This is a genomic window from Rhizobium sp. B230/85 (genome assembly GCF_019355735.1).
In the GTDB taxonomy this organism is placed as follows: Bacteria; Pseudomonadota; Alphaproteobacteria; order Rhizobiales; family Rhizobiaceae; genus Rhizobium; species Rhizobium rhododendri.
The window spans coordinates 2,775,566-2,788,718 of sequence record NZ_CP072156.1 but is presented as its reverse complement, the minus strand read 5'-3'; the positions used below and the strand labels follow the sequence as shown (position 1 = coordinate 2,788,718).

At 60.3% G+C, this 13,153-nt stretch carries 11 protein-coding genes; 6 read left to right on the top strand and 5 right to left on the bottom strand.

Annotation, left to right across the window (positions count from 1 at the left end; translation table 11 throughout):
* Window positions 1–28: 28 nt before the first annotated feature.
* The 5 genes from J5289_RS13475 to J5289_RS13455 all read right to left on the bottom strand — a co-directional run bounded on the left by J5289_RS13475 (window position 29) and on the right by J5289_RS13455 (window position 5,061).
* Entirely contained in the window at window positions 29–1,090 is a 1,062-nt protein-coding gene (locus tag J5289_RS13475) for an ABC transporter ATP-binding protein (protein ID WP_209184208.1), read from the bottom strand.
* The gene (locus tag J5289_RS13470) at window positions 1,087–1,914 is read right to left on the bottom strand and encodes an ABC transporter permease (RefSeq protein ID WP_111222807.1); all 828 of its coding nucleotides are present in this window, start codon (window positions 1,912–1,914) and stop codon (window positions 1,087–1,089) included. Before J5289_RS13470 ends, J5289_RS13475 begins: the two co-directional genes overlap by 4 nt.
* On the bottom strand, window positions 1,911–2,828 hold the full coding sequence (locus J5289_RS13465; protein ID WP_209184207.1) for an ABC transporter permease subunit: 918 nt from the start codon (window positions 2,826–2,828) through the stop codon (window positions 1,911–1,913). The genes J5289_RS13470 and J5289_RS13465 overlap by 4 nt, the downstream gene beginning before the upstream one ends.
* Before the next feature lie 75 nt (window positions 2,829–2,903).
* On the bottom strand, window positions 2,904–4,001 hold the full coding sequence (locus tag J5289_RS13460) for an ABC transporter substrate-binding protein (protein WP_209184206.1): 1,098 nt from the start codon (window positions 3,999–4,001) through the stop codon (window positions 2,904–2,906).
* 187 nt (window positions 4,002–4,188) lie between these two features.
* Complete coding sequence (locus tag J5289_RS13455; RefSeq protein ID WP_111222809.1) at window positions 4,189–5,061, bottom strand: MurR/RpiR family transcriptional regulator; 873 nt, start codon at window positions 5,059–5,061, stop codon at window positions 4,189–4,191.
* A 178-nt stretch (window positions 5,062–5,239) separates the two neighbouring features.
* Here J5289_RS13455 and J5289_RS13450 point away from each other — a divergent pair, with 178 nt between their 5' ends.
* The 6 genes from J5289_RS13450 (at window position 5,240) to J5289_RS13425 (ending at window position 12,912) form a co-directional block, all read left to right on the top strand.
* Window positions 5,240–6,007: an N-formylglutamate amidohydrolase gene (locus tag J5289_RS13450; RefSeq protein WP_209206515.1), complete on the top strand. Its 768-nt coding sequence runs from the start codon at window positions 5,240–5,242 to the stop codon at window positions 6,005–6,007.
* A 116-nt stretch (window positions 6,008–6,123) separates the two neighbouring features.
* Window positions 6,124–7,695 (top strand): amino acid permease, encoded by a 1,572-nt coding sequence (locus J5289_RS13445; protein WP_209184204.1) that lies wholly within the window; start codon window positions 6,124–6,126, stop codon window positions 7,693–7,695.
* A gap of 116 nt (window positions 7,696–7,811) precedes the next feature.
* Window positions 7,812–9,182, top strand: coding sequence for a glutamine synthetase family protein (locus J5289_RS13440; RefSeq protein WP_209184203.1), 1,371 nt, complete (start codon window positions 7,812–7,814; stop codon window positions 9,180–9,182).
* A gap of 263 nt (window positions 9,183–9,445) precedes the next feature.
* Window positions 9,446–10,831 (top strand): aldehyde dehydrogenase family protein, encoded by a 1,386-nt coding sequence (locus J5289_RS13435; protein WP_209206516.1) that lies wholly within the window; start codon window positions 9,446–9,448, stop codon window positions 10,829–10,831.
* Window positions 10,828–11,976, top strand: a complete 1,149-nt coding sequence (locus J5289_RS13430) for an iron-containing alcohol dehydrogenase (RefSeq protein WP_209184201.1) — start codon at window positions 10,828–10,830, stop codon at window positions 11,974–11,976. Before J5289_RS13435 ends, J5289_RS13430 begins: the two co-directional genes overlap by 4 nt.
* A 219-nt stretch (window positions 11,977–12,195) precedes the next feature.
* Window positions 12,196–12,912, top strand: coding sequence for a ParA family protein (locus J5289_RS13425; protein WP_209184200.1), 717 nt, complete (start codon window positions 12,196–12,198; stop codon window positions 12,910–12,912).
* Window positions 12,913–13,153: the final 241 nt, after the last annotated feature.

Sequence of the window (13,153 nt, the reverse complement as noted above, 5' to 3'; positions counted from 1 at the left end):
TTGTGAACACTGTATCTTGACAGGGAGATCAGTCGTTGATGACCAGCAGGTCTTCCGCGGCAAAGCGCAGGGTGACGCGTTCGCCGACGGCTGGCGGCATCTTGCCGGGAGCGTTGAACATGTCGAAGGAAATCGTGTTGCCGCCGACATTCATGCGGGTACGGATGACCGAGCCGAGGAAGTGTGCCGAGGTGACGTCGCCGGTGAGCGAGGTATCGCCCTTGGCACCTTCGGACAGCGATCCCGCTTCCGGACGCAGCGCCAGCGACACGGTGTCGCCGGCCTTGAAGGCGGTAACCGACTGTTTCAGCGTCACGCCCTGGTCGCCGATCGAGATACGGTTGGTGGCGGGATCGACGACCTTCGCCTCGATCAGGTTCAGCGTCCCGACGAAGGAGGCGACAAAGCGGGTCGCCGGGTGATTGTAGATCTCGAAGGGCGTGCCGATCTGGTCAGCGCGGCCGGCGTTCATGACGACGATGCGGTCGGATATCGACAGCGCCTCTTCCTGGTCGTGGGTGACGAAGACGGTGGTGATGCCGAGTTTCTGCTGGATGAGGCGAATTTCCTCGCGCAGCGATACGCGGATCTTGGCGTCCAGCGCCGACAGCGGTTCGTCGAGCAGCAGCACCTGCGGCTTGACAGCGAGGGCGCGGGCAAGTGCCACACGCTGCTGCTGGCCGCCGGACATCTGGTAGGGGAAGCGGTCGGCCAGATGATCGAGCCTGATCAGCGACAGCATTTCCTTGACGCGGCTTTCGATTTCCGCCTTTGGCGCGCCGGCGACCTTCAGGCCGAAGGCGACGTTGTCGAACACCGACATGTTGGGGAACAGGGCGTATGCCTGGAAGACCATGCCGATGTTGCGCTTGTTCGGCTTCAGATCCCGCTGTTCCTTGCCGCCGATCAGGATCGAGCCCGAAGTCGGCGTCTCGAAGCCGGCGATCATCCGCAGAACCGTCGTCTTGCCGCAGCCGGACGGGCCGAGGAACGAGACGAACTCGCCCTTTTCGATGCCCATGTTGAAATCTTTGACGACGGTGTTGGGGCCGAAACTCTTGCTGACCGAATCGATCCTGAGGAAGCTCATGGCTCTACACTCCTTGCAGTTTTTTGTGACAGGCGCGGCAACCAGCGCTGTCCCGGTCTTTTCGTGGCAAACAACTGCATCAGCACCATGCAGAACCAGATGATCCCGAAAGACATGATGGCGAGTGCTGCTGGTTCATAGGCGCGATCCTGCCCGGTCTGCACAAGGTAGGGACCGAAGGCCGGCCTGTTCAGAAGGCTGGCAAGCACGAACTCGCCGAGCGAGATGGAAAATGTCAAGAAGGCCCCGGACAGGATGGCAGACCGGATATTCGGGAAAATCACCTGGGCGACGGTGCGCAAGCGGGATGCGCCGAGACTTTCGGCGGCTTCTGTCAGCGTCTTGATGTCGATGGCCGCCATGCCGTTGTCGACCGCCCGGAACATGTAGGGCAAGGACAACACCACGTAGCCGATGACCAGCAGTACGTTCGTGCCTGTTTCCGACATCGTCAACGGCAGGAAAGAATTGGAGCCGAACAGCCGGATATATCCGAACACCAGAACCACGGGCGGGATGATCAACGGCATCAGCGAGATGAACTCGATCATCGGGCGGATTTTCGGCAGTTTCAGGCGTACCCAGTAGGCGGTTGGAACGACGATGAGGGCCCCGGCGATGATGGCGAGCAGCGATGCGGTGGCCGAAAAGCCGAGGGTCGCCAGGAACTTCTCGCTGGAAAATACCGACCGATAGGCTGCAAAACTCCACTGTCCGCGCAGCATCTGCAGCGAGAACTGGAAGGTCGCGTAGAGCGGTATCAGAAAATAGGACGCTGCAACGATCACGATGAACGTCGAGACGATGGGGAAACGCTTGGTCACTGGCGCCACCTCTCAGCCTTGTTGCGGAGCACGAGATACAGCGTGTTGCTGATCCCCATGATGACAACCATGCCGACCGCCAGCGCGTAGCCGAGGTTGGGATTGTAGAGCACGTTGCCCTGGATCTGCTGGTAGAGGACAATCGGAACGACCCCGAAGCTCGATCCGGTCAGGGCGTAGACCGTGACGAGAGTACCGAAGGCATTGGCGAACAACAGCAGGAAACAGCCGAGAATGGACGGCATCAGCACTGGCAGCGCGACCATCTGCCAGTATTGCCTGCGGTCTGCACCGAGAATTTCCGCAGCTTCCCGCCATTCCGACTTGAGGCCATCGAGCGCCGGCGTGATGATCAGCAGCATCAGCGGCAGTTGGAAGTAAAGATAGGTGATCGCCAGGCCCGCGAACGAGAAAAGGCTGAAGCCCGACCCATAGAGATTGAAACCGAAGACGTTGCGCAGAAACACGGTCACAAGGCCGAGGCGGCCGAGCGTTGCGATAAATGCGAAGGCGAGCGGGATGCCCGCAAAATTGGAGGCAACCCCGGAAAACGTCATGAACGCGGTGCGCACCCAGGGTGGCAGCCCGCCGAGCACCACGGCATATCCGAGAAGCAAGCCGGCAACCGCTCCGAGGGCAGCGGCGACGAGGCTGAGGCGCAACGAAAGGGAATAAGCGGAGAGAATGGTCGGGGAGGTCAGCGCAATGAAATTGTCGAATGTAAATCCGCCGGCCGAATTCTCGAATGCGCCGGTGACCAGGTAGAGAACGGGTGCGATCAGAAAGAAGAGAGCGAACAGGAAGAACGGCGCAACGCCAAGCCAGTCCCAGTTGATGGCTCCAGTCCGGCGGGCGGTCGGCGCCTTCGCAGGCGATCCCGGCGGTGACCTGGAGGCGTTATTCGCGACACTCATGCACAACACCCTTGAAGCAAGTAATGAAAACGGATGCCGGCTGGTGCCGGCATCCGCGCGAGATTATCGATCCGATTACTTGGCGCCCATTTCCTTGGACCAATCGGAAGCAACGACGGCCTTGGCTGCAGACTGCTCCTCGAGGGTCGGGAAGATGGCCTTTGCATAGCCTTCGGCCGCTGGCATCTTGTCGAGCAGTGCCTGGGGGATGACCTTGCGGGTCGCCATGTCGGTGAAGCGGATCGGGTGGCAATAGCCCTTCAGCCAGCCGACCTGACCTTCGTCCGAATAAAGGTATTCCATCCAGAGCTTGGCAGCGTTCGGGTGAGGCGCAAATGCGGAGATCGCCTGAACGTAGACACCGGCGATGACGGCGTCAGATGGTACGATGACATCCATCGGCGGGTTGCCGGCGAGCTTGTCGCGCATGGCAAGGACATTGTAGTCCCAGTCGAACAGGACCGGCGTGGTGCCCTGCGCCATGTTCTGGGCGTTGCCGTTGACCGGTACCAGGTTACCGCTGGCCTTGAGGTCCTTCATGAATGCAGTGCCGAGCTTGGCTGTTTCAGCGCCGCCCTTGCCGCCCTTGGCCGTGCCGGCCGCGTAAACGGTCATCATCGAGCTGTTGCCGGTGCGCGGGTCGCCAGGCATGGCAACTGCGTTGGCATATTTGGAGTCCGTCAGATCGGCAAAGCTCTTCGGGCTTTCCTTGACGACGTCCTTGTTCACGCCGATGGCCAGAACGCCGTAGTAATCGCCGTACCAGTAGCCTTCGGAATCCTTGGCGCTGTCAGGGATCGAGTCCCATGTGGAAACCTTGTAAGGCTGCAGCAGGCCGTCCTTCTTGGCGGATGGACCAAAGGACAGGCCTACGTCGATGACATCAGGGGCCTGTGGGCCCTTGTTGCCCTTGTTGGCCTTGATGGCTTCGATTTCGTCGCCGGAACCTGCGTTCGGGTTCAGTTCGTTGACGGTCAGGCCGTATTTGGCCTTGAAGCCTGCGATGACGTCGCCGTAGCCGCACCAGTCGTGCGGCAGGGCGATCGTGGTCAGCGAGCCTTCTTTTTTGGCGGCTACAATGAGGTCGTCGCTCGGCGCGGCAGAGGCTATGGCGGTGGACGCCATGACGATTGCGGTCGAGAGCGAAAGGAGGCGATGAATAGATCTGGTCACTGTTGTTCTCCTTGATCTTCAGTGTCTGGCGAAGCTGTTAATGACATTGCGTGAAGCTTGTGTGACGGTTGTTTTGCACCCGATTAGCGGGAAATTGCCGGGATGTTGGCGCGTCTCCCTGCGCTCGAATATCGATGGCATCAGCCGTTTTCGGCGTGGTCGTGTTGCCGACCTTTTTTCTTCTCCTCTAGCCGATTTTACGAAAGAGCTTGGTCTGTTCGAACAGGCCTTCCAGTGTCTTCATGCGCTCGCTCGTCTCGTCCCAGGTCGAGTTCTGGACGGCCTCGATGAGAGCCTCGACGATGAACAGTGTGACCACAGAGGAGTCCCAGGCGGACGGCGCCTCGATCTGGACGCGGAAGGTATGCTTTGCGTGTTTGGAGGCGGGCGAGGCCCACTGGTCCGTGAAGACGATGATCTCGGCGCCGCGGCGGCGGGCGGCGGCGGCCAGGCTCACCATTTCAAGCTCATAGCGCCTGATGTCGAAGATGATGAGCAGGTCGCCTGGGTTCATGTTGAGCACATATTGCGGCCATGAACTCGAATTGGCGGATAGCAGCGTCGTGTTGGCGCGGATCACCTGCATGTGCGTGAAAAAGTATTCTGCCAGTGCGCCGGTTATGCGTCCACCGACGAAATAAAGCTCGCGGCGGCTCTCGCAAAGCAGGGAGACGACGCTGTCGAAGGTGGCTGTATCGAGATCGGTAAGCGTCTGGCGCAGGTTGGCGCTGATGGCATCGGCGAAGCGATTGAGAATATGCGTGCCCGGAGCATTGCTTGCCCAGCGCCCGCGTTTTGTCAGCGGATTGGAGATCGTTGCCTCGACCTCCTGGTGCAGATGGGACTGGAATTCCGGATAGCCCTTGAAGCCGAGTTTCTGCACCATGCGCGCAACAGTCGGCGTCGAGACGCGTGCATTTTCTGCAACCGTGGTGATGCTTCCCAAGCCCGAGACAGGGTAATTGTCCAGCAGGCTTTCCGCCAGCTGCTTCTCGGCCCGCGTCAGCCCATCGAAATGGGCATGGATAACGTCAGCCACGGTTTTCGATGCGTTGATCACTCTATTTTAGCCCCCAGGGACGGTCTTTGCCTGTCTCCATGACACTTTAAACAACGCTGTCACATATCGAGTCAATGTCTAAATTGAAGAGATAATTTCAGTTTACGGTTGACACTCGCCATAAGCTGAAGAATTCTTTTCTGTGAAGGTTTTGTTAAACTTTGGGTGGAGGGCCGGGATGCTGATGCATCAGGCTGTGCTGAGCGAACAAGAAGGGGAATGTGTTGCCGTCGAGCGACCCGATGGTCGCAGCCCGGTCGTGGTGATTTGTGAGCACGCATCCTCCAGGTTGCCGGAGCGGTTTGGCGATCTCGGCCTGTCCGAAGAAGCGCGGAACAGCCACATCGCCTGGGATCCGGGTGCTTTGGCCGTTGCGAGGGGACTGTCTCGCAATCTCGATGCGCCTTTGGTCTACCAGCGCTTTTCGCGGCTGATTTACGATTGCAACCGTCCGCCGGAGTCTCCCGCAGCCATGCCGGAGGTGAGCGAAATCTATGATATTCCGGGCAATCGACAGCTGGATAGCGAGGAGCGCAGGGCGCGGACCGAAGCGCTGTATGTGCCGTTTCATCAACGTATCCGCGATTTACTCTTGCGCCGGACGGCGCTGGGGATGGCCAGCGTCATTGTCACAATTCATAGTTTCACGCCGATTTATGACGGCCGGTACCGTGAGGTCGAACTCGGCATCCTGCACGATACGGATGACCGGCTGGCGAACCGCATGCTGGCGCTGGCAGGCGAAGCGCCGCTCTATCGAACGGAGCGAAACCAGCCCTACGGGCCGCAACACGGGGTTACCCACACGTTGCAACTACACGGCGTATCGAACGATTTGAAGAATGTCATGATCGAGGTCCGCAACGACCTGATCGTGGATGATGTCGGCCAAGGGGTCATGGCCGATTATCTGACAGGGCTGATCCAGCGTAGCCTGGACGCCTGAACAATAAAGACCCCGGGGAACAGTCAAACTGCGGCAGGCGGGGCAACATATTTGCCACGCCATAAAAGGGGACGGTCCGCAATTCCGCGGACTTTCGGTTGAAGGGGACGTTTCACATGTCGGATTATACCGAATTGGATAAGAAGCAGGATGTCGGCATCCTGCACTCCATGGGCTACGCCCAGGAGCTCGAGCGACGGATGAGTTCGTTCTCGAATTTCGCGATTTCATTTTCCATTATTTGCATCATGTCGGGGGGTATCAATTCGCTGGCGCAGGCGACTTCCGGGGCAGGCGGCATCGCCATCGGCATCGGCTGGCCGGTCGGTTGCCTGATGTCGATCTTCTTCGCGCTGGCTCTGGCACAGATTTCGTCGGCTTATCCGACAGCCGGTGGCCTCTATCACTGGGGCTCCATCCTCGGCAACCGCTTCACAGGCTGGCTGTCGGCCTGGCTGAACCTGCTTGGCCTGATCACCGTTCTCGGTGCCATCAATGTCGGCACCTATTACTTCTTCTTCGGTGCCTTCGGCACCTATTTCGGCATGGAGGATACGGTGGTGGTTCGTATCACCTTCGTCGCCGTGATCACCGCCATCATGGCGCTGGTCAACCACATGGGCATCGGGCTCACCGCCAAGCTCACCGACATGTCCGGCTATCTCATCCTCGGCGCGGCTCTGGCGCTGACCGTGGTGTGCCTGATCTGCGCGCCGTCCTATGAGTTCTCGCGGTTGTTCACCTTCACCAACTATTCCGGATTGGCGACGATGGCTGCGGACGGAACACAGAGCGGGCCGCCGGTCTGGCCGGCCGTTTCGGGTGCCTGGGTCTTTGCGCTCGGTCTGCTGCTGCCGATCTACACCATCACCGGCTACGACGCCTCGGCCCATACGTCGGAAGAAACCGTGAAGGCATCCGTCTCGGTGCCGAAGGGCATGGTCTCTGCCGCAGTCTGGGCCTCGGTCATAGGCTACATCATGCTATGCGCCTTCGTTCTGGTGCTGCCCAACATGGAAGATGCTGCCAAGCAGGGCTGGAACGTGTTTTTCTGGGCGATGGACAGCCAGGTCAACCCGACGGTCAAGATCATCCTCTACATCGCCATCTTCGTATCGCAGTTCCTCTGCGGCCTGGCGACGGTGACATCCGTGTCGCGGATGATCTATGCCTTCTCGCGTGACAAGGGCCTTCCGGGCTCCAGCACGCTTGCCAAGGTCAGCCCCAAGTTCCGCACGCCGGTTGCTGCGATCTGGACGGGATCGATCCTGTCGGTGCTGTTCGTCTGGCTCACCTCGGTGATCACCATCGGCGAATCCTCGGCCTATGCCATCGTCGTGTCTTGCACGGTAATCTTCCTGTTTCTCTCTTTCGCCGTTCCGATCGGCCTCGGCCTTCTCGCCTACGGCACGCCGAAATGGCCGAAAATGGGTCCATGGAGCATCGGTCCGACCTTGTTCCGCGTCGTGGCGGTGCTGGCGCTGATCTCGATGGTGGTGATGTTCGTTATCGGCGTACAGCCGCCGAACGACTGGGCACTCTACATCACCGTCGGCTTTCTCGTGCTGACGGCGATCGTCTGGCTGGTGTTCGAGAACCGGCGCTTCAAGGGGCCACCGATCGGCGAGGAAGTCGCCCGTCGCGCGGCAAGCATTGCTGCTGCCGAGAAGGCAGTCGGGGAAATCTGAGCGATAATCGAGCCATGAGGGGTCGCCTTCGGGCGGCTCCTCGCCAGGGCGGTCGGTAGGGGCGTCGGACGCAAGACCGACGAGATCGCAGAATTTAAAGGGTCAGGGCGGATTTTATGAGCAGCATCTATACGTTTGACGATTTGAAGAAGGATGTGGCCGAAGGGCGCATCGACACGGTTCTCGCATGCCAGGTGGATATGCAGGGCAGGCTGATGGGCAAGCGGTTTCAGGCCGAGTTTTTTCTCGAGAGCGCCTGGAAGGAAACGCACAGCTGCAATTACCTGCTGGCGACCGACATGGAGATGGAAACCGTCTCCGGCTATGCGTCGACAAGCTGGGAAAAGGGCTATGGCGACTACACCATGAAGCCGGATCTTTCGACGCTTCGCCGCATTCCGTGGCTAGAGGGGACGGCGCTGGTGCTTTGCGACGTTCTCGACCACCACACCCATGCCGACGTGCCGCATTCGCCACGCGCGATTCTTAAGAAGCAGGTGGCACGGCTTGAAGCGATGGGTATGAAGGCCTTCATGGCGACCGAGCTGGAATTCTTTCTGTTCGACCAGAGCTACGAGCAGGCGCAGGCATCCGGATATCGCAACCTGCCGCTCGCCAGCGCCTATAACGAAGACTACCACATCTTCCAGACGACCAAGGAAGAAGGCGTCATGCGCGCTATCCGCAAGGGCCTGCAGGGCGCCGGCATCCCGGTCGAAAATTCCAAGGGAGAAGCATCGGCCGGGCAGGAAGAGATCAATGTCCGTTATGCCGACGCGCTGACGATGGCGGACCGCCACGTCATCATCAAGAACGGCTGCAAGGAGATCGCCTGGTCCCAGGGCAAGTCCATCACCTTCCTTGCAAAGTGGAGCGCCGCATCTGCCGGCAGTTCGTCGCACGTCCACCAGTCGCTGTGGAGCGCCGATGGCAAGACGCCTTTGTTCTTCGACGAAAAGGCCGAGCACGGCATGTCGTCCCTGATGCAGCATTACATTGCCGGCCAACTCGCCCATGCCGGCGAGATCACCTATTTCCTGGCGCCCTACATCAACTCCTACAAGCGCTTCGTGGCGGGCACTTTTGCGCCGACCAAGGCCGTCTGGAGCACAGATAACCGGACGGCTGGCTATCGTCTTTGCGGCGCCGACAGCAAGGCCATCCGCATCGAATGCCGTGTCGGAGGCTCGGACCTCAATCCCTACCTCGCCTTCGCGGCCCTACTTGCGGCAGGCATTGACGGGATCGAGAACAAGATGGCGCTGGAGCCGGCGTTCGTCGGCGACGCCTACGCCGCCCGCAACGTGCGCGAAGTCCCCCGGACCTTGCGGGATGCAACGGTTGCCATGACGGAATCGAAGATGTTGCGCGCAGCCCTCGGCGACGATGTCATCGATCACTATACCCGCGCAGGCGAATGGGAGCAGGAAGATTTTGACCGGCGCGTTACGGACTGGGAAGTGGCGAGAGGGTTCGAGCGGGCTTGAGATAATCGCAATGGTTGTGCTTTGTTGTTGCCATGGAGGCACTATGCTAGGCTCGCCCACGATCTTTGGAGGCCGCCATGGGACACATCGACAGCGCTCGGAATGAATCGCTGTTGCCCCTTGCCCTTGCGGCACTTGGCCATGCCAGACGACCGCCCGCGAACACGACCTGACAATTATCACCCGCGACCGTGCGATCCTAGCCTATGGTGCCGCCGGTCACGTCAAGACATTGGCTTGTTGAGCCTTTTGGAGCAGAGAGAATGAGCATGATTCAATGCATTTCGCCGGTTAACGGCGAGGTCTATGCCGAGCGCCCCGGCCTGTCGCTGGAAGTGGCGAGGGAGGCTGTCGCCCGCGCCCGCAAGGCGCAGAAGGACTGGGCGCGCCGGCCGTTGGAAGATCGCGTGCAACTGGTGATGAAGGGCGTGGCGCGGCTGAACGAGATGGTCGATGCCGTCGTGCCGGAACTGGCCTGGCAGATGGGGCGGCCGATCAAGTATGGCGGCGAGTTCCGCGGCTTCAACGAGCGCTCGAACTATGTAGCGGCCATTGCAGCCGACGCGCTTGCGCCGCTGGTGGTCGAGGACAGTGCAACCTTCGAACGCCGCATCGAGCGGGAGGCGCACGGCGTGGTCTTCGTCATAGCACCCTGGAACTACCCCTACATGACGGCGATCAACACGATTGCCCCGGCGCTGATGGCTGGCAATGTCATCATCCTGAAGCATGCGGCCCAGACGCTGTTGGTTGGCGAGCGCATGGTGCAGGCCTTTGTCGAGGCTGGCGTGCCTGCCGATGTGTTCCAGAATGTCTTTCTCGAGCACGATATCGCCGACGCGTTGATCTCCGAAGGCAGCTTCAATTTCATCAATTTCACCGGTTCGGTCGCAGGCGGTCGCGCCGTCGAGCGGGCTGCGGCCGGCACCTTTACCGGGCTTGGCCTGGAGCTTGGCGGCAAGGATCCAGGCTACGTTATGGAGGACGCCGATCTGGACGCGGCTGTCGACACGCTGATGGACGGGGCCACCTTCAATTCCGGCCAGTGCTGCTGCGGGATCGAGCGCATCTACGTCAACGAAACCCTCTATGATGCCTTCGTCGAAAAATCCGTTGCCTGGGTATCGAACTACAAGCTTGGCAACCCGCTCGACCCGGAAACGACGCTCGGGCCGATGGCGCACAAGCGCTTTGCCAAGGTTGTCCACGAACAGATTGCAGATGCCGTCGGCAAGGGTGCGAAGGCGCTGGTCGACCCGAAACTGTTTCCGGCCGATGACGGAGGTGCCTATCTCGCGCCGCAGATCCTCGTCGATGTCGATCACTCCATGGCGTTCATGCGCGAGGAAACCTTCGGTCCGGCGGTCGGTATCATGAAGGTGAAAAGCGACGCCGAAGCGCTCGAACTGATGAACGACAGCCAGTACGGGCTGACGGTGTCGCTCTGGACGCAGGATTCGGATCGGGCAGCCCGGCTTGGCCGCGAGATCGAGACCGGCACCGTGTTCATGAACCGCGCCGACTATCTCGATCCTGCGCTTTGCTGGACCGGCGTCAAGCAAACGGGTCGTGGCGGCTCGCTGTCCGTACTTGGCTTCCACAATCTGACACGTCCCAAATCCTACCATCTGAAGAAGGTGACAGCATGAGCGCGATTACTGCCAACTGGAGCTATCCGACCTCCCTGAAGCTCGGCCGTGGCCGTATTTCGGAGCTGGCCGAGGCCTGCAAGAGCCTCGGAATGAAGAAGCCGCTGTTCATTACCGACCGTGGTCTCGCGACTATGGCGATCACCAAGACGGCTCTCGACATTCTGGAAGAAGCGGGCCTCGGGCGGGCGATGTTTGCCGAAGTCGACCCGAACCCGAACGAGAAAAACCTGGAAGCCGGCGTCAAGGCCTTCAAGGATGGTGGCCATGATGGTGTCGTCGCCTTCGGTGGTGGCTCTGGCCTCGATCTCGGCAAGTGCGTCGCCTTCATGGTGGCGCAGACGCGCCCGGTCTGGGATTTCGAGGATATTGGCGACTGGTGGACGCGCGCCAACGTCGACGGTATCGCGCCCATCGTTGCGGTGCCCACCACAGCGGGCACGGGCTCGGAAGTTGGCCGGGCCAGCGTCATCACCAATTCGGTGACGCATGTCAAAAAGATCATCTTCCACCCGAAGTTCCTGCCCGGCGTCGTCATTTCCGACCCGGAACTGACGGTCGGGATGCCGAAGATCATCACCGTTGGCACGGGCATGGATGCCTTTGCCCATTGCCTCGAGGCTTACTCCTCGCCCTTCTATCATCCGATGTCGGCCGGTATCGCGCTCGAGGGCATGCGGCTGGTGAAGGAGTTCCTGCCGCGCGCAGTCAGGGAGGGCACCGATCTCGAGGCCCGCGCCAACATGATGGCGGCTGCCGCCATGGGTGCGGTCGCCTTCCAGAAAGGGCTTGGCGCCATCCACGCGCTTTCCCACCCGATCGGCGCCGTCTACAATACCCACCATGGCATGACCAACGCTGTCGTCATGCCGGCTGTGCTGCGCTTCAACAGGAAGCCGATCGAGGAGAAGATCGCCCGAGCTGCTGCCTATCTCGGTATTTCCGGCGGGTTCGACGGGTTTTACGACTACGTGCTGCAACTGCGGGCCGATCTCGGTGTCCCGGATAACCTCACCAAAATGGGGATCGCCAGCGACCGGATCGACGATCTCGCAGCGATGGCGATCGAAGATCCCAGCGCCGGTGGCAATCCTGTTCCGCTGACGCTGGAAAACACAAAGACGCTGTTTCGCGATTGCTTCTAGCCGCTGGAGCGAGCCCAGACGACGGCCGGGGGAGGCGAAAGCGCTCCCGGTCTTGAGGCTGCATCTCGCTGTTCGGATGTGATTATGAGAATGTCCGCATGAAATGAGGGTGGCGACGTTTGTACTTTGTTAACCATAATTCGAAAGGATGGTTAAACGCACCATGACCCCCGGTGCAAGCCGGAGCGATGGTGAAGCTCCCTTTGCCTAGGACATACCATGCCAGTCATCACATTTGCCAATACCAAGGGCGGCGCCGGTAAAACCACTGCGGTTCTGCTGCTTTCGACCGAACTGGCTCGCAGAGGCTATCGCGTCACCATCCTCGATGCCGATCCGCAGCACTGGATTTCGCATTGGAGCGAGATGTCCGGGCCGGTTGCCAATATCTCCGTTATCGACTTCGTCACCGCCACGTCGCTGCCGCTGCATATCCGCGAGAACCAGGCATCGACCGATTATTTCATCATCGACCTGCCGGGCACGCGCACTCCGCTGCTGGCAACCGCCATCGGCCTGTCGGACCATGTGCTGATCCCGATCCAGGGCTGCGCCATGGATGCTCGCGGCGGGGCGCAGGTGCTGGAACTGCTGCAATACCTCGCACAGAAGGGCGGCATCCACATCGACCATTCCGTCGTGCTCACGCGTGTCAATTCGATGGTGACGACCCGCGCCCTGCAGACCGTCAAGACGCTGCTCAACCAGCGTCAGGTATCGGTGCTGGAAACGCCGATCGTCGAACGCTCGGCCTTCCGCGATATCTTCGACGTTGGCGGTACTCTGCAGACGCTCGACCCGACCAGGGTAAGCAACCTCGAAAAGGCGCGCCACAATGCCAGCGAATTCGCCGAGGAGATGCTGGCGAAACTGCCCGTCCGCCTCACCTCCTCAGCCCGCATCGCAGCCCATCGACTGATGTCCCGCGCGGCCTGAAAAGCAGACAGGCCAGGGCGCGTTGGCCCGGACATCCGGCTTGCGTATTGCAGGGCGCACGCCTGGCGCGAGCTGGTCGAGATGACCCGCAACGGCTCAGTCGTTAAGTGGCTTGCAGAGCTGTATTGGATCGAGGCTGAACTGCCTGGGCTCGATCCGGAGGCTCGCTTTGCCAGACGGCTGAGCGGTCAGCGCCGCCGATGCCGTGGAATTATTCTGGACGAACAAACGGCTGAAGTCT